General features: G+C 44.3%; 28 protein-coding genes and 1 tRNA gene. 17 read left to right on the top strand and 12 right to left on the bottom strand.

Annotation, left to right across the window (positions count from 1 at the left end; translation table 11 throughout):
* Nucleotides 1-76: 76 nt before the first annotated feature.
* Nucleotides 77-820 carry a 3-oxoacyl-ACP reductase FabG gene (gene fabG / locus DOM22_RS01330; protein WP_142698662.1) on the bottom strand — a complete coding sequence of 248 codons (744 nt, stop codon included), beginning with the start codon at nt 818-820 and terminating at the stop codon, nt 77-79.
* A 118-nt stretch (nt 821-938) separates the two neighbouring features.
* On the opposite strand from fabG, the gene DOM22_RS01325 reads away from it, so the two are divergent.
* Together DOM22_RS01325 and DOM22_RS01320 are read left to right on the top strand one after the other, a co-directional pair.
* Nucleotides 939-1,574: a matrixin family metalloprotease gene (locus tag DOM22_RS01325; protein ID WP_168196522.1), complete on the top strand. Its 636-nt coding sequence runs from the start codon at nt 939-941 to the stop codon at nt 1,572-1,574.
* The gene (locus DOM22_RS01320; protein ID WP_142698660.1) at nt 1,575-2,165 is read left to right on the top strand and encodes a hypothetical protein; all 591 of its coding nucleotides are present in this window, start codon (nt 1,575-1,577) and stop codon (nt 2,163-2,165) included.
* Here the strand turns inward: DOM22_RS01320 and bamE are convergent.
* The 6 genes from bamE to DOM22_RS01290 all read right to left on the bottom strand — a co-directional run bounded on the left by bamE (nt 2,155) and on the right by DOM22_RS01290 (nt 8,152).
* Nucleotides 2,155-2,598 (bottom strand): outer membrane protein assembly factor BamE, encoded by a 444-nt coding sequence (bamE, locus tag DOM22_RS01315; protein ID WP_142698659.1) that lies wholly within the window; start codon nt 2,596-2,598, stop codon nt 2,155-2,157. The genes DOM22_RS01320 and bamE overlap by 11 nt on opposite strands.
* 79 nt (nt 2,599-2,677) lie before the next feature.
* Nucleotides 2,678-3,307, bottom strand: coding sequence for a hypothetical protein (locus tag DOM22_RS01310; protein ID WP_142698658.1), 630 nt, complete (start codon nt 3,305-3,307; stop codon nt 2,678-2,680).
* Nucleotides 3,288-4,067, bottom strand: coding sequence for a zf-TFIIB domain-containing protein (locus DOM22_RS01305; RefSeq protein ID WP_142698657.1), 780 nt, complete (start codon nt 4,065-4,067; stop codon nt 3,288-3,290). The genes DOM22_RS01310 and DOM22_RS01305 overlap by 20 nt, the downstream gene beginning before the upstream one ends.
* Nucleotides 4,068-6,743: a preprotein translocase subunit SecA gene (secA, locus tag DOM22_RS01300; RefSeq protein WP_142698656.1), complete on the bottom strand. Its 2,676-nt coding sequence runs from the start codon at nt 6,741-6,743 to the stop codon at nt 4,068-4,070.
* Nucleotides 6,744-7,080: 337 nt separating this feature from the next.
* Nucleotides 7,081-7,557 carry a tRNA (cytidine(34)-2'-O)-methyltransferase gene (locus tag DOM22_RS01295; protein ID WP_142698655.1) on the bottom strand — a complete coding sequence of 159 codons (477 nt, stop codon included), beginning with the start codon at nt 7,555-7,557 and terminating at the stop codon, nt 7,081-7,083.
* Complete coding sequence (locus DOM22_RS01290; protein ID WP_246845793.1) at nt 7,550-8,152, bottom strand: gamma-glutamylcyclotransferase; 603 nt, start codon at nt 8,150-8,152, stop codon at nt 7,550-7,552. Before DOM22_RS01290 ends, DOM22_RS01295 begins: the two co-directional genes overlap by 8 nt.
* A gap of 237 nt (nt 8,153-8,389) precedes the next feature.
* Here DOM22_RS01290 and DOM22_RS01285 point away from each other — a divergent pair, with 237 nt between their 5' ends.
* The 3 genes from DOM22_RS01285 (at nt 8,390) to DOM22_RS01275 (ending at nt 10,643) form a co-directional block, all read left to right on the top strand.
* Nucleotides 8,390-8,728 carry a P-II family nitrogen regulator gene (locus tag DOM22_RS01285; protein ID WP_142698653.1) on the top strand — a complete coding sequence of 113 codons (339 nt, stop codon included), beginning with the start codon at nt 8,390-8,392 and terminating at the stop codon, nt 8,726-8,728.
* Nucleotides 8,729-8,791: 63 nt separating this feature from the next.
* Nucleotides 8,792-10,207: a type I glutamate--ammonia ligase gene (gene glnA / locus DOM22_RS01280; protein WP_142698652.1), complete on the top strand. Its 1,416-nt coding sequence runs from the start codon at nt 8,792-8,794 to the stop codon at nt 10,205-10,207.
* A gap of 22 nt (nt 10,208-10,229) precedes the next feature.
* Nucleotides 10,230-10,643, top strand: coding sequence for a glycine cleavage system protein H (locus tag DOM22_RS01275; protein WP_246845792.1), 414 nt, complete (start codon nt 10,230-10,232; stop codon nt 10,641-10,643).
* Between the two features lie 56 nt (nt 10,644-10,699).
* Here the strand turns inward: DOM22_RS01275 and DOM22_RS01270 are convergent, their stop codons facing one another.
* Nucleotides 10,700-11,143 (bottom strand): hypothetical protein, encoded by a 444-nt coding sequence (locus DOM22_RS01270; RefSeq protein ID WP_142698651.1) that lies wholly within the window; start codon nt 11,141-11,143, stop codon nt 10,700-10,702.
* A gap of 117 nt (nt 11,144-11,260) precedes the next feature.
* Here DOM22_RS01270 and DOM22_RS01265 point away from each other — a divergent pair, with 117 nt between their 5' ends.
* Entirely contained in the window at nt 11,261-12,148 is an 888-nt protein-coding gene (locus DOM22_RS01265; protein WP_142698650.1) for a DMT family transporter, read from the top strand.
* Here DOM22_RS01265 and DOM22_RS01260 read toward each other — a convergent pair.
* Nucleotides 12,129-13,406, bottom strand: a complete 1,278-nt coding sequence (locus DOM22_RS01260; protein WP_142698649.1) for a hypothetical protein — start codon at nt 13,404-13,406, stop codon at nt 12,129-12,131. The genes DOM22_RS01265 and DOM22_RS01260 overlap by 20 nt on opposite strands.
* Nucleotides 13,407-13,560: 154 nt before the next feature.
* Entirely contained in the window at nt 13,561-13,833 is a 273-nt protein-coding gene (locus tag DOM22_RS01255; RefSeq protein ID WP_142698648.1) for a peptidylprolyl isomerase, read from the bottom strand.
* 94 nt (nt 13,834-13,927) lie between these two features.
* Between DOM22_RS01255 and DOM22_RS01250 the strand changes: the two genes are divergently transcribed.
* The 4 genes from DOM22_RS01250 to DOM22_RS01235 all read left to right on the top strand — a co-directional run bounded on the left by DOM22_RS01250 (nt 13,928) and on the right by DOM22_RS01235 (nt 16,204).
* Complete coding sequence (locus DOM22_RS01250; protein WP_142698647.1) at nt 13,928-14,971, top strand: NAD(P)-dependent alcohol dehydrogenase; 1,044 nt, start codon at nt 13,928-13,930, stop codon at nt 14,969-14,971.
* A 27-nt stretch (nt 14,972-14,998) separates the two neighbouring features.
* Nucleotides 14,999-15,382, top strand: a complete 384-nt coding sequence (locus DOM22_RS01245) for a hypothetical protein (protein WP_142698646.1) — start codon at nt 14,999-15,001, stop codon at nt 15,380-15,382.
* Between the two features lie 91 nt (nt 15,383-15,473).
* Nucleotides 15,474-15,782: a hypothetical protein gene (locus tag DOM22_RS01240; RefSeq protein ID WP_142698645.1), complete on the top strand. Its 309-nt coding sequence runs from the start codon at nt 15,474-15,476 to the stop codon at nt 15,780-15,782.
* Nucleotides 15,783-15,787: 5 nt separating this feature from the next.
* The gene (locus tag DOM22_RS01235) at nt 15,788-16,204 is read left to right on the top strand and encodes a hypothetical protein (protein WP_142698644.1); all 417 of its coding nucleotides are present in this window, start codon (nt 15,788-15,790) and stop codon (nt 16,202-16,204) included.
* Nucleotides 16,205-16,259: 55 nt separating this feature from the next.
* On the opposite strand, the gene DOM22_RS01230 is transcribed toward DOM22_RS01235, so the two are convergent.
* Complete coding sequence (locus DOM22_RS01230; RefSeq protein ID WP_246845791.1) at nt 16,260-16,763, bottom strand: transposase; 504 nt, start codon at nt 16,761-16,763, stop codon at nt 16,260-16,262.
* A gap of 271 nt (nt 16,764-17,034) precedes the next feature.
* On the opposite strand from DOM22_RS01230, the gene DOM22_RS01225 reads away from it, so the two are divergent.
* Together DOM22_RS01225 and DOM22_RS01220 are read left to right on the top strand one after the other, a co-directional pair.
* Nucleotides 17,035-17,382 carry a hypothetical protein gene (locus tag DOM22_RS01225; protein ID WP_142698643.1) on the top strand — a complete coding sequence of 116 codons (348 nt, stop codon included), beginning with the start codon at nt 17,035-17,037 and terminating at the stop codon, nt 17,380-17,382.
* Between the two features lie 63 nt (nt 17,383-17,445).
* Nucleotides 17,446-17,522: transfer RNA gene (locus DOM22_RS01220), tRNA-Met, on the top strand.
* A gap of 181 nt (nt 17,523-17,703) precedes the next feature.
* On the opposite strand, the gene DOM22_RS01215 is transcribed toward DOM22_RS01220, so the two are convergent.
* Nucleotides 17,704-17,910 carry a hypothetical protein gene (locus DOM22_RS01215; RefSeq protein ID WP_142698642.1) on the bottom strand — a complete coding sequence of 69 codons (207 nt, stop codon included), beginning with the start codon at nt 17,908-17,910 and terminating at the stop codon, nt 17,704-17,706.
* An 83-nt stretch (nt 17,911-17,993) separates the two neighbouring features.
* Here DOM22_RS01215 and DOM22_RS01210 point away from each other — a divergent pair, with 83 nt between their 5' ends.
* From DOM22_RS01210 to DOM22_RS19815, 5 genes are all read left to right on the top strand, one after another.
* Nucleotides 17,994-18,599: a recombinase family protein gene (locus tag DOM22_RS01210; RefSeq protein ID WP_142702052.1), complete on the top strand. Its 606-nt coding sequence runs from the start codon at nt 17,994-17,996 to the stop codon at nt 18,597-18,599.
* Nucleotides 18,600-18,687: 88 nt separating this feature from the next.
* A complete protein-coding gene (locus DOM22_RS01205; protein ID WP_168196521.1) occupies nt 18,688-19,011 on the top strand; it encodes a helix-turn-helix domain-containing protein in 324 nt (107 codons plus the stop codon).
* 40 nt (nt 19,012-19,051) lie between these two features.
* The gene (locus DOM22_RS01200; RefSeq protein WP_142698640.1) at nt 19,052-19,588 is read left to right on the top strand and encodes a hypothetical protein; all 537 of its coding nucleotides are present in this window, start codon (nt 19,052-19,054) and stop codon (nt 19,586-19,588) included.
* A gap of 9 nt (nt 19,589-19,597) precedes the next feature.
* Nucleotides 19,598-20,221, top strand: coding sequence for a hypothetical protein (locus tag DOM22_RS01195; protein WP_142698639.1), 624 nt, complete (start codon nt 19,598-19,600; stop codon nt 20,219-20,221).
* Nucleotides 20,222-20,386: 165 nt separating this feature from the next.
* Complete coding sequence (locus tag DOM22_RS19815) at nt 20,387-20,530, top strand: hypothetical protein (protein WP_168196520.1); 144 nt, start codon at nt 20,387-20,389, stop codon at nt 20,528-20,530.
* Nucleotides 20,531-20,589: the final 59 nt, after the last annotated feature.

Raw genomic sequence — 20,589 nt, 5'->3', positions numbered from 1 at the left:
CCCGAAAACCCTAGGGACCGCAACAAATTACACCACACTATCCAGGGGTCATTGTTGCGCCGCAAAAGGTCAAATCTTATAAAGTGATGCCACCGTCGACACTTATAACAGTGGCGTTGATGTAAGATGCTTGTTCACTTGCTAAAAACAGAACAGCATTCGCAATGTCAGAAGTTTCGCCAAGGCGCATCACTGGGACCTTAGCTGCCATAGCATCTATCGCTTCTTTAGGCATAGCTTTCGTCATCGCAGTGTTGATGAAGCCCGGAGCAATGGCGTTGGAAGTAAATCCTTTACGACCCAACTCTTTACCCCAAGTTTTTGTCATACCAATTACGCCGGATTTTGCCGCCGCATAATTTGTCTGACCAAAATTACCGTAAATACCCACCACGGAAGAAATATTGATAATGCGTTTGTGTTGTGAATTCGGATTGAATTTTTCGAGCAAGGTTTTTGTGACATTAAACAAACCAGTTAAGTTTGTATTAATCACAGCATCCCAATCATCCGCGCCCATTTTCGCAAATGATTTATCACGTGTGATTCCGGCGTTATTCACAAGGATATCCACAGCCCAAGGCAAGCCAGCAGCGGCTTTCGCGACCGAATCGCGATTTGTAATATCGACTTGAACGTATTGAACCTGAGAGCCGTACTTGGAAAGCTCATCCTGAGCGGCTGCCAAGGCCTTCTCAGAGTAATCCCATACGGAAACGTTCCCACCAGCTGCTAAAAAGCTTTGAGAGATCTCAAGGCCAATACCAGCAGCGCCACCTGTTACTACAGCATTCTTATTAATGAACTTAAAATTTATCATGCCCCAAAGCCTACGCCCCACCACTTCACGAAGCAAGGAAGGACACAGGACCAGTCGAAGGTCGGGAATAAGAAAGTGCTGTTCAGATAACCACGGTTTCAATGGTAAATTGGAGGATATGTATAAATTTTTAGTATTCACAATGTTGAGCTTTTTAGTCAGTGGATGCCAACAGGGCGTGACTTTGGGACCAGGCTCTGAAACGACTCTTGCGAGTGCCGCTCAAGATGAATGCGGATTTGTGCAAAACGTTTATGGTCAGCGTATTTCTTGGAAAACAACTTTGCCGATTAACATGTTTATTTCAAAGAATGTTCCTTCAGAATATGAATCTATCGTGAGATCGGCTGCAAAAGTTTGGGAAGACGCCGCGGGAATGTCTCTTTTTAATATCACCAACGAAGACGACATTTCTTATGATGGCAGCAAAGACGGCCGTAACGGAATTTATTGGAATACCAATTGGACCAAATCTCCAAATTTACAGGCCATGACAACACTATATTGGACCGGAAATAAAATCACCGAGTCAGACATGACGGTCGATGCAAAATACTTCCGCTTTTACATTGAACATCCAGAACTTACTTCTGATCTTCATTTGCACAGTTTGATTGTGCATGAGTTCGGACACGTATTAGGTTTGAAACACAGATCCACTCTTTCAACAGTCATGTGGCCGGTATTGAATGCCGGAACAAAGCGTGATGTATTAACAGAGGCTGATCGCAAAGCCCTGAAATGTGAGTACTAAATGAGTGAAGAACAAAAGCCTGTCATAAAAAATAGAAAACGCAGCGCCATCACCTTCCTGATCTTGTTGGCATTTCCGATTGCGATTACCTACTTGAATAACCGCATGTCCAGCTCTCGCAAAATCGCATCGACTGAACAAGAAGCGCAGATGGATACAGCACTGGCAAGTGCTGATCTTTCTGGATCCAATCCGACAACTTTCCTAAAAGCTTTTAAATATCAGCTATTAAAAGATGCCAAGGTCACTGATTTCAGTGATGGCAAACGCTTGCACTTGGGTCACTTTTTCATGGCAGATCAGGACGGCGCCAAAGTTTCCGTATGTCAGCGCTATCCTTATATTGAATTAACTTTTTCTGCCGATGGTGTGGCGGTATCTGGCGATATTCCACACACCGTTATTCAGGGTCACTGCTCGGTGTCACCAGATGGTTTACATTTAGATGGTGTGAAGGTTGAACTGCCCGCAGGTTACAATTGGGTTTGGACAGGCATTAAGCTTTATAGCCGCGACAAATCCGACTTCCTGGAAGTAAATGGCTACGAAATCATTTCTGTTTTAGGATCTCCACTTAATTTTACCGAATAGGCTCGAACTGAGGGACGTAACGAACTTTATCTGTCCCTTTCGTTTGTGATTCGTAAGCATCATACGCCTTACGATTTTCCTGAACTTCTTTTTTTATCTCTTCATCAATTTGTTTGTTTCGAGACTCATTGCGGGTGTCAATTGCGACAGCCGTCTGCTCTGCAGGCGGCTGATAAACTTCACCGATGTAGATAGCGGCACCATCCACAAATTGAACTTCTTTTTGAAAGCGAATGCGTTTGTCATAAAATGTGTAGTACCAGCGATCTTTGCCGGATACACGTTGGGTTTGGTTGGGGCTTCCCATAAGATCCAAAACGTCATCTTTTTCCATGCCGGGTTTAATAGACTCGAATTGTTTAAGCATGGATGTCTGACAAGCTGATGTGAACAGCCCTATAACGACGATCGGAATCGACATCAGTCGTAACATGATTTCCCCCACACCTTTAAGATATCAGTTCCAGCTTGGGATCGAAAGGCTGGCGCCACGGCCGTCCCGATTTGAGACACTATTTCTTAAGAATCACTGGCTCAGTCAATTCCGGCTGCTTCTTAATCTTTTTAGAATCTTCACCGTGTCTCTTGGCTTCCGCCTCGACACGGGCCTTAGCCTGTTCTGGAGTATCGTATTGCTTACGAACTTTCTTCATCGTGCGTTTTACCGACGAGGAAAGACTCATCGCGGATTCCATATCATCCAGCGATTTGACTTCGATACGTTCGTATTCACGCTTGGTTGTAAGACCTTTTTCAGGATAACGGTACTTCATCAAACCACGGACCTGATCATATTCCTGCACGTTTTTTTGCAGTTCTTTGTGCAAGGTCAGCATTTGTTTTACGATTTCATTGATTTGCGCGGGATCTTTAGCGTGCGCCTTTTCTTCGATCAGCTTTTCGATTTCTTCCTGACCAGAATGGATTTTGGCTTCCAAGGCGGCCACTTTCGCCGCAACCTTATCATAGCTTTCTTCAGCGGATTTAGGCTCAGCTTTTTCTTCCTTAGCGCCCTCGCCGCCTTCGGCTTTCTTTTCTTCTCCGCCCCCATGACCACCGCCGCCCTCGTTGGCAAACGCGGCCATGGCGACAGACATCACGGTGACTAAAACAAGCAGGGATCTAAGAACCAGAGAGTACATCTTGCCTCCAGGAAACCTTAAACGGCAGATATTTAATTCGGTTGATAAAGACAGAAGCTTTAGCTGGACTGAGTCCTTTGACCACCAATCGTCCACCGCCGATATGAGTTAAAAGCTCGCTCACATCCCAGCCGAATTTGGAGTCTGTCATCGCCTCTTTGAGCTGATACACCAATTGGCTGCTATCGATCCCTTCGATAATCACCGCATAGGAGAAGTTTCCTGCAGTGGTGTTCGCATTGGCAAAATCAATCACGTCAGCGAAATTCGCATCATCTGAAGTTTTGTTATCAATAATAGGTTCAATAGGTTGATTCAGATTTTCTGAATAATCAAAATTTTCCGAAGAATTCATCTCGTAAGCAGGCTCAGATTCCGTCGCCGCCTCAGAAAGCTCCTCGGAATACTGCTCCGTCAACGGAGTTTCATTAAAACCCCCGCCAGCTTGATCTGCATTGTACTCCCCAAAGGAATCCCCAGGTTGTTGAAATTGGGGATCTTCCGTGGGTTCAAGGTATTGTTCTTGTGTTGGAGCGTAATCTTCAACGGCAGGAGTGCCGTAATGAGTTTCAGAGATCGGCGGAACAAATGCGTTGTCGTTTTGCTCCGCTGTTTCCGGTTCGGCTTCGTGAGCCGCCATTTCCGGTTGGCCATCGTAATTGACAAAGAAAACCGCCGCACAATGGGGACACGTAAACAGCGCCCCAATGTGTTTATCCAGAATCTCTACTGGCTGTTGGCAGTTCGGGCATTGGATCAATTATTTTTTCCCTTTGCCTTGTTTTTCCAAACGACGACGCTCTTCACGGTTCATCGGACGGTCATCCACTGGTCCGCTTTGGAAAGTCATCTTATTGCGTTTTGGCTCTTCAGAACCGCCCACTTCAGGTAAAGAATGTCCAATATCAGCTTCAGACGGGGAAGAATAATCCAATTCATCCAGGTCAGATTCTTCAGGGCGCAGGCTTTCCAACATCTCTTCTTCAGATTGTTGAGGCACCAACTGAACGCGCATGATTTTTTCAATAGCATCGGACTTGATCGTGTTGTTCAAAGTCTCGAATGCCAAGAAAGCTTCTTTTTTATACTCAATCAAAGGATCTTTTTGAGCGTAACCGCGCAAACCGATACCTTCTTTAAGTTTATCGATGACCGCTAAATGCATTTTCCAGTGATGATCGATAGATTGAAGCAGAATCATTTTTTGAACTTGTTCAAGGAAAGGTCCCATGGATTCTTTTTGACGATCATAAACCGCTTTTACACCGGCACGAACTTGATCGATGATCATTTCAGAGTTTACAGCTTGTCCGCTGACATCGATTTTGAAACCGAATGTTTGCGCCAAAGAATTGTTCAAACCTTCAACGTTGAACTCTTCCTTTTTGCCGTCTTCTGGGACGTAAGTATCAAGGATGTTTGAAACCACATCGCCCAACATATCCAAAACAGAACGCTCAACATCTTTACCTTCAAGAAGGTTACGGCGCATTCCATAGATAGCATTACGTTGGTTATTCATAACCGTGTCGTAATCCATCAAGTTTTTACGGATATCGAATTGGTGACCTTCCACTTTACGTTGAGCACCCTCAACCGCGTTCGTCACCATTTTCGCTGTGATTGGTTCATCTTCAGGAATGTTCAACATTTCCATAATTTTTTGGATACGTTCACCATTGAAGATTCTCATCAAATTATCTTCCAGTGAAAGATAGAAGCGAGATTCACCCGGGTCACCTTGACGACCAGAACGACCACGTAGCTGATTATCGATACGACGAGATTCGTGGCGTTCGGTACCGATGATGTATAAACCGCCCAATTGACGAACTTCTTCACGTTCTTTTTCAACTTGGCCTTTAACTTTCGCCAAAGCCTCAATGTACTCTGGAGAATCATCATTGCCGACTGCAGCTTTCGCCAACATATCCGCATTACCACCCAGCATGATGTCAGTACCACGACCCGCCATATTGGTAGCGATCGTCACAGAACCTTTACGGCCTGCTTGAGCGATGATTTCTGCTTCACGTTCGTGATGTTTCGCATTCAAGACTTCGTGTTTGATACCTTCGTTACGAAGGAAACGGCTCAAAGCCTCAGATTTTTCAATAGAAGCCGTACCCACCAGGATGGGTTGACCTTTTTGAGTGCGCTCTTTGATATCTGCTGTGATCGCTTTGTATTTGGCCTTTTCAGATTTATAAACCACGTCCTCTTCGTCTTTACGAGTGATTGGTTTATTTGTCGGAATCACATTTACATCAAGATTGTAAATCTTTTTGAACTCAACCGCTTCTGTATCTGCCGTACCCGTCATACCCGAAAGTTTATCGTACATACGGAAATAGTTTTGGAATGTGATAGTCGCCAAAGTTTGGTTTTCAGATTTAACTTCAACGCCTTCTTTAGCTTCGATAGCTTGGTGAAGACCATCAGACCAACGACGACCCGGCATCAAACGACCCGTGAACTCATCCACGATCACGATTTCGCCATCTTTGATCATGTATTCAACGTCAAGACGGTACAGGTAGTGAGCTTTCAAACCTTGGTAAACGTGGTGAAGAAGTTCGATGTTTTGTGGATCGTAAAGATTCCCCACGCCCAACAACTCTTCAACTTTCGCATTTCCCTCTTCAGTCAATGAAGCCGTTTTCGATTTCTCTTCCATAGTGAAGTGAAGATCGCGCTTCAAGTGAGGGATGATGGAGTTTACGATTTGGTATTTTTCAGTAGAGGCTTCCGCAGGACCGGAAATAATCAACGGCGTACGCGCTTCGTCGACCAAGATAGAGTCACACTCATCCACGATCGCATAGTTGTGACCACGTTGAACGTAATCAGCCAAATCAAACTTCATATTGTCACGAAGATAGTCGAAACCCAGTTCGTTGTTCGTGCAATAAGTGATATCGCAACCGTACATCTCTTTACGCTGTTGATCGTTCAAACCATGAACGATGATACCCGTTGTAAGACCTAACCAGCCGTACAAACGCCCCATGTGTTCGGAGTCACGACGGACCAGGTAATCATTCACCGTCACAACGTGAACACCCTTACCAGTAAGTGCATTCAAGTAAACAGGCAAAGTTGCCACAAGGGTTTTACCTTCACCCGTTCTCATCTCGGCGATCTTACCGCTGTTAAGAACGATACCACCGATTAACTGAACGTCGTAATGGCGCATGCCCAAAACACGAATCGAAGCTTCACGGCAAACAGCAAATGCTTCCGGCAAGATGTCGTTAACTGTCTCGCCTTTTTTCAAACGTTCCTGGAACTCAGGAGTTTTCGCTTTAAGTTGTTCATCCGTGAGCGCCTTCATCTTTGGTTCCAAGGCATTGATACGATCAACCATCGGTTGAATCTTTTTCATTTCACGGTCGTGTTTTGTTCCGAATATTTTTGTAAGTATTTGCGTTACCATAGTGGCTAAGGATAGCTCGAAACAGATGCGAGCTGCAAGGCACAGGGGCTTTTTATTGGTGCGTCATTGACGCGAGATCACTAGGAAATTCGTAAACCCGGACTTAGGGCCAACACAGGTGTAATAGAGCGAAAAATAAATCGAAAAAAGTGATATCACCTTACTTGCGTTAATGGATTTTAATGACCATATTGCGCGACCGCCGAACCAATCTCGCTTCACTAACTGGCTCGGCGATCTAAGTAAGTACTCCCACGAATTTCGATTTTTGGTAGATGGACATCCAACAAAAATTCATCCTGATTTTCCAGAATTTGCAGATGTTTGTGTTAACGAATTACGTGTACTTGATTTGTCTGACGCCTTCATAAGCGGCAATCGCAACGCTGGTTGCTAGATTCAAACTGCGGGAACCTTCACCGATCATCGGAATAGTCACAGTTTGCGATGGAAATTTCGCCAAAAGATCTGGATCCAATCCTTTTGTTTCTTTACCGAACACCAACCAGTCGCCCGATTGGAATTTCGGTTCAAAATAAGTGCGTTTTGTTTTTGTTGTAAAGAACCAGGCACGCGAAGGGTCTTCAACCAGTTTCCACCAGTCTTCAAACGTCGCATGATGATGCCACGTTAGATGAGGCCAGTAATCCAGCCCCGCGCGCTTTACATTGGTATCATTGATTTCAAATCCCATCTTCCCCACGATATGCAACTCACAGTTCGTAGCTACACATGTGCGCCCGATATTTCCTGTATTTTGCGGAATTTCAGGCTCAATCAAAACGATGCGGAAGATTTTGTTCGAATTATCCAAGATGTTTAAATACCTCTTGGCCCAATTTAGATAGAGCCAATCTGCGACCCTTATCGACGATCAACTCCAGGTTCATCAGCTCTCGATAAAGCGTCAAATCAATAGGTACGATCTCCCGACCTGAAGAACGACCCAAGCGTTGAATATAAGTTGCTTGTTTTTCAGTCAACTTAGATGTCATCAAAGGTTGATCTTCGATTGATTTTTTCCAGTCACCACCAACAATAACCGAGGCATTTACTGGAAGCTTAAGCGGATTTAAAAAATAGGTCCAAGCCTTCACCGGCTCAGAAGAGCCTTCGATGTACACGTCGACTTCTTCTCTGGAGTAAAGGCTCTTGTCCGAATCCAATCTGTTAAAACCATAAAATTCGTCTAACAAACTGATTAGCAAATCGGAGGCTTTTAACTCCACTAACTGACCCGGCACCAGATCCGAGCCACCTTTAACCAGTGCTGGGAAGCCAACTTTTAGTCGATATGCTGTTGCCTTGATTCTGGCAAAGCTTAATGATTCCACGAAGTTCTGAATTTTTGAGTAATGAACCATCCCCTCGGTCAATGATCCATATACGAAAAAACGTGTTGCAGTCATAATCCCCCCGGTCTGACAACAATAGTGATTTTCCGATCCCGAACGCGCCTAGTAAAACTACACGCGGACGGGCTGTGTACCAAAAACAACTAGAGTGCTCAACCTAGAAACGCTTACCGTTTCGCGTTATTAGAAAATTAAAATTATAAAATTGCTTGAGTCCTTTTTGCATTCTTCCAACCCTTTGTTATTCTTGGTTTCAACGAAATTAGACATCTTTAGGTAACAACAGGATCCATGAAAAAAATAGAGGCTATCATAAAACCCTTCAAGCTCGACGACGTGGTCGATGCTCTCTCCGAAGTTGGAATTGAAGGTATCACTGTCTCCGAAGTTCGTGGGTTTGGGCGCCAAAAAGGGCGCACTGAAGTATATAAAGGTGCCGAATACGTCGTTGATTTTCTTCCCAAGATAAAACTGGAAGTCGTATTGCCCGCCGCTTTAGTAGACAGCGCTGTCGAAGCAATTCGCAAAACTGCTCATACCGGCAAAATCGGTGATGGGAAAATCTTTGTATTACCAGTTGAATCCGCCCTAAGAATTCGTACGGGTGAAAAAAACGAGGAAGCACTTTAGCCATAGCAAACACTACGGCTATTTTTTTGTTTTGATTTTTGATTTTTGCAAGGGAGACGCAAAATGACTGCGAAGGAAGCTTTAAAATTCGCCCACGAAAAAGGCGCGAAGATGGTAGATCTCAAGTTCTGTGACATGATCGGAACTTGGCAACATTTAACAATTCCTCTTCACCAGCTTGAAGAAGAATCTTTTGAAAATGGATTTGGCTTTGACGGAAGCTCGATTCGTGGCTGGAAGGGCATCGAAGAGTCTGACATGATTATCAGACCTGATGCTAAAACAGCGATGATGGATCCGTTTATGGAAATGCCGACGTTGTCATTGATTTGCGATGTTTGCTTGCCAGAGACTCTTCAACCATATGATCGTGACCCACGTCAGATCGTTAAAAAAGCAATCGCCTACATGCAGTCAACAGGCATTGCTGACACAGCTTACTTCGGACCTGAAGCTGAATTCTTTATCTTTGATGATGTACGCTTTGAACAAACTTCGAACTCTGCATTCTATACAGTCGACAGTAATGAAGCTGTATGGAACACAGGTCGCGATGAAGGCGGCGGCAATCTTGGATACAAAATCCGCTCTAAAGAAGGATATTTCCCGGCCCTTCCAACAGATACCCTGCAAGATATCCGCTCTGAAATTTGCGCAGAGATGGAACTTTGTGGCATGCGCGTAGAACGCCATCACCACGAAGTAGCTTCCGCTGGTCAATGTGAAATCAATTTCCAATACGACACAGCTTTGAACATGGGCGACAAAATGATGTGGTTCAAATACATCGTGAAAAACGTTTGTATGCGCCACGGAAAAACAGCGACTTTCATGCCAAAACCAATCTTCGGCGACAACGGTTCTGGTATGCACATCCACATGTCTCTGTGGAAAGACGGTAAAAATCTTTTTGCAGGCAACAAATACGCAGGTTTGTCTGAAATGGCGCTGCACTACATCGGTGGCGTGTTGAAACATGCTCCAGCTTTGTGTGGTATCATCAATCCTACGACAAACTCTTATAAACGTTTGGTTCCGGGCTTTGAGGCTCCAACGAAATTGGCTTACAGCTTTAAAAACCGTTCAGCGGCGATGCGTATTCCAAACTCTGGTCCAAATCCTAAGGCAAAACGTATTGAGTTCCGTACGCCAGATCCAACTGCGAACATTTACTTGGCAGAGGCTGCTATTTTGATGGCTGGCTTAGATGGTATCATTAATAAGATCAATCCAGGCGACCCACTGGATAAAGATATCTATGGATTGCCACCACAAGAAGCCGCTTTGATCCCATCAGTTCCAGGAACTTTAGAAGAATCCCTGGCTAATTTGATGAAAAATTGCAGCTTCTTGAAAAAAGGCGATGTTTTCAGCGACGACTTGATTGAAACTTGGGTGCAGTACAAAATCGACAAAGAAGTTCGTCCAGTACAGCAAAGACCAGTTCCTTACGAGTTCCACTTGTACTACGATTGTTAATAGTTTTTTTCCTGGAGATTAAATGGCATCAGATGACGTAAGAAATTATATGGGCTATTTGTGGTACCGCCAAGAAGATGGCGTGATCACAATTGGTATCAACGAAGATGGACTTGAGGATTTCGAATCTATCAGCACTGTGGACCTTCCGGCTGAACAAGAGGAAGTGGACACTGAAACTGTGATCGGATCTATCGAAACCAGCGACGGTCCTTTGGATATTTATTCTCCAGTTGATGGAACTGTTATCGAAGTGAACACGTCAGTGATCGACGATCCGTCTCTTATCATGGAAGACCCTTACGAAGAGGGTTGGTTGGTTCGCATCGAATCGAGCGACGATGTCGACGATGAAGATGAGGACGAAGATGATGAAGACGACGACGATGATGACGAAGACGATGATGAGGATTATGACGACGAGGACGAAGACTAGTCCCGGTCATAAAAAAGCCCTGGGAGACCAGGGCTTTTTCTTTTTCAGCTATTTAACTAAATCGGATTTAAGTTTTTATCGTACTGCTTAGGAACCAGTCCTTTTAATATCGCAAAAGATTGCTGTAGCTGTTTGAATCGTGGAGTTCCCACGCAGCCTTTTTCAACCTGACTTTTTTGCTCACCCTTTGCCACCCTTAAAGAATAACTTCCAGCTGTGCACTTCGCTGTCGTGGATTTTTCAAGCTTCAACAGAACCTTCATCGCAGGCTCGCCTTTTTTCCAATTCTTTTTCTGCACCGGTTCGGCATTCACTCGGATGATGTCTTGTTGGATGTGCAAAGATTCGCGCTCTTTTTTACCTTTGATGTCATAGTGGAAATACACAACGCCACGATAAAAATCCGGGCCTTTTTTATAGGGAGCAGTCTTCATTTTCAATGGAGCCGCTGACGCGATCAAAGCCATTAATGTGACGAATGCAAAAACAAATTTACTCACTACCCACCGTCCTTTGCCAATATATGAAGAATACTAATGGTTGCAAGAATACGCAACAAGGTGGGGCCGGAAGTCCCATTTCTTGACTTAAGCTGAGACCTCACCGACTGTGATTCCATGAATTTCCTTCTATATGCAATATGCACTCTTATCTGGGGTTCTACTTGGCTGGTTATCACTTTTCAGGTGGATTCGGCTTCCCCTATTGCTTCCGTTTTCTGGCGCTTCACCTTAGGCGCATTTCTGCTACTCAGTTACTGCCTGCTAACTAAGAAGAAACTGACTTACAGTAAATCGGATCATTTGACGTTCATGACTATGGGTATTTTTATGTTCTCAGTGAACTATATGCTGGTTTATTGGTCCGAAACCATGGTGAGTTCAGGAATCGCTGCGATCTGTTTTACAGTCATCGTCCCATACAACATGATCGGCATGAGATTATTCTTTAAAAAACCCATTACTCCTAAAGTGATTGCGGGATCCCTGCTTGGTGGAGCGGGAATCATTTTAATCTTTATCAATGAGATTTTAGGTTTACATGCCAACGAGCGCACCATCATGGGCTTGGTCATTGGACTGATCGCAACCCTATCGGCTTCGGCGGGCAATATGTTGTCGCAGAAATCCTATCGGAAATCAGTTCCGGTCGTGGTTTCAAACACTTGGGGTATGCTGTATGGAAGCGCCTTTACGTTACTAGTCGGCGTGGTGTTGCAACATAGCTTTGCGATTCCTTTAACCACGAAATATCTGAGCTCTTTGCTTTATCTCTCATTATTCGGATCAGTCTTTGCTTTTGGAGCTTACTTGTCTTTAGCAGGAAGAATTGGGGCTGAAAGAGCCGCCTATTCAGGAGTCATTTCTCCGGTCATCGCGCTGACTCTTTCAAGTATGTATGAGGACTTTAAGTGGACTCCCTATATCGTCACGGGAGTCGCACTTTGCCTTTTAGGAAATATTCTGACGCTGTATTCGCCAAAAACTACCAAGTTGGCGGATTGATTCCTGGAGGCAAGAAGAACACACCCGTTTGAAACATCATTTCGATGATCGACTGGGATGTTTTTCTTAAATCGCGGCCTTGGGGTGCACCATTATCAACGATGATCATTCCGTCATCACTGCCAGAAATATAAGTGTGCCCCGGAGAAATACCTGATCCATTCATTAAGATCGCCCCCGTCATGGGCTTATACTTTGTTCCATCCCAAGCAATCCAACCGGCTTTATAAAGAGCCATCGAAAAATTAACAACCGCTGCCGTACTGGACCAGATCAACTTATTTCCTTTGGTCGTATTGAAGTCATCACTCACGCGATATCCCGCACGTTGATAGGCCTCTCGCACAAGTTCCGACTGAAATTCGGCACAGGGCACATTTGAAAACCCATGGCGAACCGCTGTTTGTTGAACCGCGATGGACCAGGCACCATTTAAGGCGATCTTGCCAGTGCTTTCATAATCCAAAGATGCTCGTTTCGCGGTCGTGGAATCAATCATCAAATAGGATTTTGGAGTTTCAGTCGTGCGACTCACGGCTTTTCTTAGTTCATTATAAATCGCTGTCCATTTCGCACGATCAGCAGCATTTAGGGAAGCCGGGTCAACACCTTTGTTAATTTTCGGAAAACGCTTTGTCGAAGACGTCGTATAGCTAAACTTTGGCTTTCCCGAACTTGTATAATTTGTCAGGAACCCAGCACCCGCCGCTGCCGGCGTGATGACTGCGAAATTGCCTTCTACACCCTGAAGATTTCCCACGATCGAAGCAAAGATGAAAAGTCCACCCGATGTTTTATTCAAAGTATCGATTTTACTTTGTGGAAACTGCGAAGCTGAAGCCGTCGGCACAGATACGATTCTAATCGGATAAATGAATCCCGTGCTGGATCTTACGATCTTGCCGTTGGAATCACGATAATCCAGATTCTTCATCTGATAGTCTTGCGGAACTTCGATCTGCGTGCCGGCAGGTAGTTCAGCTTTATTTTCCAGAATGCTGTTACTTTCGTAACGAACACTCATCGCTTGGTTCAATAAAAGCTTTTGCGAAGTTGCGGGCTGAACTGTGGAACTGCCCGATCCTGCGTTTGTCGATTCTGAACTATCAGGGCTGCTAGTGCCAGGGTCGACAATCGATGCTGTTTCGTCACCAGTTTCATCAACTGATGCAAGATTGCTGTTACCTGGCCCACAGGCATTCAACGCCAGAGCCAGAGCGAAAATCCCGAGGGAATATAGTGAGCGAGGTACATACATTGCAAAATCCTCCGTGGTTGCATTTCCCCATCGGACCGCTCACATTTAAAATTTAATTTTTTATTACTCGTAAAAGTGCTTACCAGTCATTTGTCGAAAACTGTCTGCAATGTGAACGAAAAAAAATGAATGATGCTTGTGACTAGAGTAAGAACTATGCCGTTCGGCGAATTATGTGATACCCAAATCGCGTACGAATTGGTTTAGTCGTGGTTTGGCCCACTTTCAAAGAAAACGCAGTTTCTTCGAAATCCGGGTCCAGTCTTCCTTCTGAGAACACTCCTAAATTGCCACCCTCTGCCGCAGAAGAGCATTTCGAAAACTTGCGTGCAAGTTCGGCAAAGTCTTTGCCATCTTTCAATGCGCGCAAAATATCTTCGGCTTCATAAGAATGTTGAACGAGAATGTGACTCACCTGAATTTTCATACTCCGTAGTATGCCACAGGCTTTCAGGAATTTCACTGTTCATTTTCCACGACTTCGCTATCATTTTCTTTAACTCACAATCAGGAGAATCTTCATGATTAAAGCAAAAGCGTATGCAGCGCCGTCTGCAAAAGCACCTCTGGCTCCGTTCAGTTTTGAGCGCCGCGAACTTCGCGATAATGATGTTCACATTGAAATTCATTATTGCGGCGTTTGCCACTCTGATGTTCACCAGGTACGCGACGAGTGGGGGCGCGGAAGTTTCCCCATGGTTCCCGGTCACGAAATTGTCGGCAACGTTATTGCCGTCGGTGCAAAAGTCAAAAAATTCAAAGTCGGTGATTTAGCGGGCGTTGGATGCATGGTGGATTCATGTTTAGACTGCGCTTCGTGCAAGGAAGGTCTTGAACAATTCTGTGAACGAGGTTTTGTTGGAACTTACAACAGCAAAGAGAAAGATGGATCGCCCACTTTCGGTGGTTATTCCAATTCCATTGTTACTCGCGAAGAATTTTGTTTAAGTATTCCCAAAAATTTAAGCTTGGCAGCAACAGCTCCGTTATTGTGCGCAGGCATAACTACTTATTCACCCCTTCGTCACTGGAAAATATCAAAAGGCCAAAAAGTTGGTATCGTGGGTTTAGGTGGTTTGGGTCATATGGGTGTAAAATTCGCAAATGCTATGGGCGCAAATGTTACGGTGTTCACCACTTCATCTTCGAAAGTCGAAGATGCAAAACGCCTAGGTGCACACGAAGTCATTATCTCTAAAGACATGGCGCAAATGCGTGCTCATATGGGAACTTTTGATTTCATCTTGGATACGGTGTCGGCTCCTCACGATTACAATCTTTACTTAAGCTTACTTCGTCGTGACGGCAATATGGTGCTGGTGGGCTTACCAGAGACTCCCCCGACATTGGCAGCTGGGGCATTGATCATGGGGCGCAGAAAATTGGGCGGTTCTTTGATTGGTGGAATTCAGGAAACTCAAGAGATGTTGGACTTCTGCGCCAAGCACGACATCGTTTCCGACATTGAGATGATTCCGATTCAGCAAATCAACGTCGCCTATGAACGCATGATCAAAAGCGACGTTAAATATCGCTTCGTGATCGATATGAAATCTCTTGCCTAGATATTAAGACCGCTCCAAGCTTAAGAAATGAAGTACATTTCAACTTTGCTTGCAGCGGTCGTTTCTTTATCAGCCCTTCCATCTTTAGCGACAGAGATGAGCTTTCGCTGCCATGGGCGTGCATATGAGCAAGGCTTCTTTTTCCGGTATTCCGTGGAACTTCATGATAAATCAGCCTCTCGCAGTCGCCTGACAACCAGCTCAGGATATAGCGATTCCATGGATTATGGCTGGAGGGAGATTTCCTCTACCAGTAAGGGTAAATTCGCTGTGGATTCTCCTTTTAACGAATATAAGGCCTTCCTATCCCAAGAGGGGCGCCATTTTAACCTGATTTTGGTGGATCCAGTGACGAGTGTTCCGGCGGAGCACCCTCCATATGATCGTTTTGTGTGCGTAACAGATCTCTAATTCCTGCGTAAAATTGACAGGTTCGCCACTCTAGGCTCCCCAAATGACCGCAAATTCAGTAAATACCCCTCACACATTTCGGGAGGTATTAATGAAGGCATTTTTCATCGCAGGCGCGCTTATCCTAAGCTCATCTTTCGCTTCTGCAGGAGCTATGAAAGAGATCTCATTCATGACGACTGAAAGTGTTCTTGAAACACTTGGTATTGATGAAAGCGTCCTTTCCATGGAGCAAAAATTCACACAAGTTGCTGGTTACGATCTAGCGATCATCACGATGGCTCGTGGTAATTACAAAGTTAAAGGTGTGGCTCCCACTTTCAAATGCATCACCGTGTTCAAGAAAAATTCAGACAATTGGTACGATATCGTTAAAACAGAGTGCGAAACTCTTAAGTAGGATTTATGAAACCCGTAAGTATTTTCTTTGTTCTTTTGGTTCTGGTGATCGCGACTGCAAACGCTGCAACTTGCACAGATGTGGCTTCAACAACTCTTCCAAATAATTCTGAAGCCATCAGCGCTTATGAATGCACTCCTGAACAACCTGACGCAAAACCAGTTTGCTTCGTGGTCGCCAAAGTTTCTGACAACCAGTATCTTTACCAAACTGTTGAAGACTCTGTTGTGATCAACTCTGCAACAACTAAAACAGTTCAAATCGTTGGCCTTCACGCCAAATACAGCACCGTAACTGGTGATAGCAAAGTCACTTCTACATTTTGGCCAAACGCAAGCTTGCTGATCCTGGATCACTCTGTTCGCAAAGGTTTCTTAAGCGGATACGATCTGCAAAAAAGTGTCAGCTATAGCTGTAAATAGTTTTCTAAATTTCAATTTGGGAATTAAAAAAGGGAGCTTAAAGCTCCCTTTTTTTTTAAATGTTCTTTTCTGAACGAGTGAATTTTCTGAGCTCGGTCGGCACTTTACCTTGAGCCTTGATCACCTGTGGATCACGTAACTTGATGTTAATCGAATTTAAACCGTGACGGTCATAAAATCGCACCAATGTCTCGTTACCTTTGTCGCTTGCTGCTGAAATCGCAAGTTCCATCGCAAAAATTGTACGCTGAGCTGTTGCAATCAAAGCGCCTTTTTGAATGGACCAAACGCCTTCGCCTGTTCCCAATCTATCAACCTGATAATAGAATTTCCCGTTATCAAAGAACACATAGCGCATCGGATACTCGGAACCCGTTTGCATCACCTTAAGTTCATCAATCTTGTTTTCAGCTTGTGGCCAATCAGCTGATGAATTTACGAATTGGCTATAGAAGTCCGCATCTCTTTGATGAGAAATCAAAGAGCCCGCAGGCGAACATGCTTGAAGCAAGAAACCAGAAACCACAGCAAATAAAGCCGTCATTAGATGTTTTTTCATTCCTCTAGTTTATAAACTGGACCGCTCAGGTCAACGGCATTTATGACTCGGTCGAGGTTGGATATGAAATATCTTATGACTTGGATTGTGACTTCATTGATGGATTCTGTAGCGCTGGCAGCCACCGATCCGACAACAACGACCCACCTTACACTAGCTCCCCAACTTTTTTGCGTTTTGTAGTTTTCAGAATGTGTTTTTAAGCAAGCATTGGCCGTGAATCTACACAATGGCTTCCGCTTACAATGGAATTAAAGATTGGAGGTGGCTAGTGTTTGCTTCAGTACGCACTTATCGTTTCAGCCCCGTACATATTCCAGAGATCAATGGAAAGCTGCAAGAAATGTTCATTCCTCTTCTGGAACAAATGGAGGGATTCGTTTCCTATAACTGGATTACCACCCCTGATGGTCAAGGTGTCGGAGTTTGTGTTTTTCGTGACGAAATCGGACTTCGTGAATCCATTCATTTGGCTGCCGAATTTCGTAAAACTCACTTTAGCCACGTGGGTATGACCACTCCCGAAATAATCCTCGGCACTGTCGGTGCCCATGGACAGGTAGAAACCCATCCGCTCCACTCGGAAGCAAGCAATCAGGAGGATCGCCCCACCCATTAGACACTAATGCACCGCGCTTTTGCCAATCCCCCCGGAGTTTGATAGTTTCAAATTTCTTTAAGTGGGGGGCTAGCTTAGTTGGTTAAAGCACGGTGCTCATAACACTGGGATCGGGGGTTCAAGTCCCTCGCCCCCTACCATTTTCCCAAGGAACGTTCATACGGACGTAGCATTTTAAAAATAACAAACAATTTCAATCAATTAAACCAGATGAGGCTTCTACGTCGAACTTCTACTGTTGTTTCAAGGCGCTTCCTGAAGTTTCCCTGAGAAATACATGTGTGTAGTCAAAGCCGTAGTCATTGTGATCGTTGACTACAACTACCTAGCTCTTTTGCTCTTGTCCTGAGTTCGCATCTGCTCGCCGACCTGATCTAAAATATCAGTGATCACGTCGGTGAAAGTTAAACCACTCTGCTCTGCCAATGCTTTGTAAAATTCAATCATTTCAGACGGAAGCCCAACTGATACATTCTTTTTTGCTCCACTGAAGTGCCGCTTGCGAGGTTTTACGTAGTTGAAAGACATAGATACCTAACCTTTCCGTCTCAATATATTACACAATATTATAAAATATTATTTAATAATGCAACGTGTGATATGATTTTTTTATGGATACGAAGAGAGCAATTATCTATGCGCGTGTATCAGTTCTGGATCTGAACCCTCAGAACCAAATTACCCCTCTACTCAAACATGCTGAGCATTTGGGGTTTGAGGTGGTGGACGAGCTTGTTGATTATGCTTCCGGCACCAAGGCGGACAGGCCAGAGCTGAACAAGGCTTTAGACAAACTGAAAAAGTCAGAAGCAGACGTATTGCTTGTATACTCCATCGACCGACTCGGGCGAAGCGTAAGCCACTTGATTAAAGTCGTTGATGACTTAAGAAGGTATGGCAAAGGAGTCGTAATCCTCAGGGAGAATCTCAATCTCTTCGGGAAAGACCCGCAGTCTGAATTTACGTTAACTTTGTTTGCTGCTCTCGGGCAATACGAACAGGCTCTGATCGCATCGAGAACGAAGAATGCTCTTGCCGTGGCAAAGGCTAAGGGAACCAAACTAGGTAGACCCGTCAAATGTACCCCCGAACTGACTTCCAAAGTTCTTGAGCTAGCAAAACAAGGTATGTCGATCCGTGTAATCGCAAAAGAACTTGGCGTAGTTAGTAGGTCATCTGTGCAAGCAATCCTAAAAAGAAGCAAAGTCGAAACGTAACTGCGTTTCGATCGACGCTAAAAATCCGTACTTACAGAATCCACTGAAGACTGAAGGATAGATACCGATTAGTTTAGGGATGACGAAGATGAAAAGAAACACAAGTGGAACTGTCTTTTCCATGAACCTAAAGACAGTCTTAAAAGAAAAGAAATTAACTGCGAAGGCTGTTGCAAAAGGTGCGGAGATCAGTCCATCCACTTTCGGTCAATGGATAAACGGTGCCGCGCCAATGGATCTCCAAGCCGTGTACAGATTGGCGAGATTTCTTAATGTAGATTTCACGTGGCTCTTAACAGGAAAGTTTAGTCAGCCTGTCGTTCCAGCGTTGCAGGATTTCTTTACATTCGCAGATGCTTCAGAGCTAAGTGGTATCTACAGCATTGAAGTTAAAAAACTAAAGCCTAAGTAATTACGATAAAGATCTTTCAACTTTTCAAAGGAGTACGTTTATGAAGTTCTTTGGAATTCTAGCACTGATTTCAAGTCTTATGGTTGCGTGTGCTACCTCCCCTCACAAGGCCAAACTTCTAGACGAGGATATTCAGTATCGAACTAAAGCTAGCAACGGAGTCGAGGTAGGATTGAAAGACGATGACATGGTTGCTCAAACAAAAGTATATTTATCGGAAGAACTTAGGTCGGCAGAAACTACTTCGTATGAACTTGAAGCAAAAGTTTACGGTGGTCATAGGTATCTAGATAACGAAGGACTGTATGGAGTTTTACGAGGTTGTTATTTAGCTCACGGCAAAACGACAGGCGATCTTATCCCTATGAGCGAAGACAGATCGTACGTAATTCCAGATGAGGAGTACGAGTTCGGTATCGACAGAGGACACAACTTGATTGGGTTACGTACTGAATACCTAAGGGACAGACTGGCTCGCTTCAAGCACTACAAACAGGTTCTACTGAAAAGACAAACTGAGTACGAAAATAAAATTGATCTATGCAAAATTAAAGTCAGCACAAACGAAAAACATTAGGAATTAAACGTGAAAAATATATTAGCAGCTTTCATTCTACTTTCTGCTTCAACTTCGCTTGCGGGCTTCCTTGGGGGAGGTAGTGAACCAGCCTTTGGAGATCTTAAATGCGTCGGCATGACAACTGAAGAGTGCGGCAAAGAAATGGCCTTTAGGTTGGCGGACATTAAAGTCACTGACCCAAAAGGTAGTTGCCCAGGTTTTACAAAAAGTTGTCGGATGGTCAAAGCTGACATCAATAACAAGTGTTCATCGGTTGCGCACATGTTTAAGGAAGAGGACGGCAAAATTACCACATCTGTTTTGCAGTACTACAACAACTTCCGCTGCGGAGGGAAACATGACAAAGACATTCCCACGGTGGAAGAACTTATCAAAGACACACCAAAACCTAAGTACATCACTAAAGCCGATAGCGGTTCTGGAGCAACCTTCATTCAGCTGATTGGATCTTGGGAGGTTGAGGGTTACTACGTAAATGTAAATGCTCTCTGTAAGATTCAAGGACTTGAAAAGGGTAAATTTGTACTAGAATTCTTCAGACGTTGCCAGATCATCGGATACAGCAAGGCAAAGTGCGGTACAAAGTGCGATCTCAGCAAAATCAAAGCTGCCGAACAGTACGACTACTAATAAATCATTCTGATACACCTTCATTTAATACGACTTAAAAGATTCCTCACTCCTCCCCGGAGGAGTGAGACGACCAATAAACGTCCGTATTTCAGCCAGCAATACTACTTGGTTGGTTTTCACGCCGTTCCAGCGATTGCAGCGCGAGCTCTCTCGGAGGCAAGCATGCAACTCGAAGAAATTTTAATTCACATGTTTTACTGTTTAGAAACTGGGGACCTTACTGGCTATACGAAGCTGCGTGCTATCGCAGTTAAGATCATTGCTGACAAAGAAGCTTCCCGGATTCTGTCGCAGAACATGAATTAACATCGCTTTAAGTAATTTGTATTTACATATAATTTACATATGATATCCCTATGGCAAAG

It is taken from the genome of Bdellovibrio sp. ZAP7 (assembly GCF_006874645.1).
Lineage (GTDB): Bacteria > Bdellovibrionota > Bdellovibrionia > Bdellovibrionales > Bdellovibrionaceae > Bdellovibrio.
The sequence above is the reverse complement of the archived record's forward strand: the minus strand, read 5'-3'. Positions and strand labels throughout refer to the sequence as shown.

Coding starts and splice junctions, on each gene's coding strand:
- fabG (WP_142698662.1), bottom strand. CDS start 820: ATGATAAATTTTAAGTTCATTAATAAGAATGCTGTAGTAACAGGTGGC.
- DOM22_RS01325 (WP_168196522.1), top strand. CDS start 939: ATGTATAAATTTTTAGTATTCACAATGTTGAGCTTTTTAGTCAGTGGA.
- DOM22_RS01320 (WP_142698660.1), top strand. CDS start 1,575: ATGAGTGAAGAACAAAAGCCTGTCATAAAAAATAGAAAACGCAGCGCC.
- bamE (WP_142698659.1), bottom strand. CDS start 2,598: ATGTTACGACTGATGTCGATTCCGATCGTCGTTATAGGGCTGTTCACA.
- DOM22_RS01310 (WP_142698658.1), bottom strand. CDS start 3,307: ATGTACTCTCTGGTTCTTAGATCCCTGCTTGTTTTAGTCACCGTGATG.
- secA (WP_142698656.1), bottom strand. CDS start 6,743: ATGGTAACGCAAATACTTACAAAAATATTCGGAACAAAACACGACCGT.
- DOM22_RS01290 (WP_246845793.1), bottom strand. CDS start 8,152: ATGACTGCAACACGTTTTTTCGTATATGGATCATTGACCGAGGGGATG.
- DOM22_RS01285 (WP_142698653.1), top strand. CDS start 8,390: ATGAAAAAAATAGAGGCTATCATAAAACCCTTCAAGCTCGACGACGTG.
- glnA (WP_142698652.1), top strand. CDS start 8,792: ATGACTGCGAAGGAAGCTTTAAAATTCGCCCACGAAAAAGGCGCGAAG.
- DOM22_RS01275 (WP_246845792.1), top strand. CDS start 10,230: ATGGCATCAGATGACGTAAGAAATTATATGGGCTATTTGTGGTACCGC.
- DOM22_RS01265 (WP_142698650.1), top strand. CDS start 11,261: ATGAATTTCCTTCTATATGCAATATGCACTCTTATCTGGGGTTCTACT.
- DOM22_RS01260 (WP_142698649.1), bottom strand. CDS start 13,406: ATGTATGTACCTCGCTCACTATATTCCCTCGGGATTTTCGCTCTGGCT.
- DOM22_RS01255 (WP_142698648.1), bottom strand. CDS start 13,833: ATGAAAATTCAGGTGAGTCACATTCTCGTTCAACATTCTTATGAAGCC.
- DOM22_RS01250 (WP_142698647.1), top strand. CDS start 13,928: ATGATTAAAGCAAAAGCGTATGCAGCGCCGTCTGCAAAAGCACCTCTG.
- DOM22_RS01245 (WP_142698646.1), top strand. CDS start 14,999: ATGAAGTACATTTCAACTTTGCTTGCAGCGGTCGTTTCTTTATCAGCC.
- DOM22_RS01240 (WP_142698645.1), top strand. CDS start 15,474: ATGAAGGCATTTTTCATCGCAGGCGCGCTTATCCTAAGCTCATCTTTC.
- DOM22_RS01235 (WP_142698644.1), top strand. CDS start 15,788: ATGAAACCCGTAAGTATTTTCTTTGTTCTTTTGGTTCTGGTGATCGCG.
- DOM22_RS01230 (WP_246845791.1), bottom strand. CDS start 16,763: ATGAAAAAACATCTAATGACGGCTTTATTTGCTGTGGTTTCTGGTTTC.
- DOM22_RS01215 (WP_142698642.1), bottom strand. CDS start 17,910: ATGTCTTTCAACTACGTAAAACCTCGCAAGCGGCACTTCAGTGGAGCA.
- DOM22_RS01210 (WP_142702052.1), top strand. CDS start 17,994: ATGGATACGAAGAGAGCAATTATCTATGCGCGTGTATCAGTTCTGGAT.
- DOM22_RS01205 (WP_168196521.1), top strand. CDS start 18,688: ATGAAAAGAAACACAAGTGGAACTGTCTTTTCCATGAACCTAAAGACA.
- DOM22_RS01200 (WP_142698640.1), top strand. CDS start 19,052: ATGAAGTTCTTTGGAATTCTAGCACTGATTTCAAGTCTTATGGTTGCG.
- DOM22_RS19815 (WP_168196520.1), top strand. CDS start 20,387: ATGCAACTCGAAGAAATTTTAATTCACATGTTTTACTGTTTAGAAACT.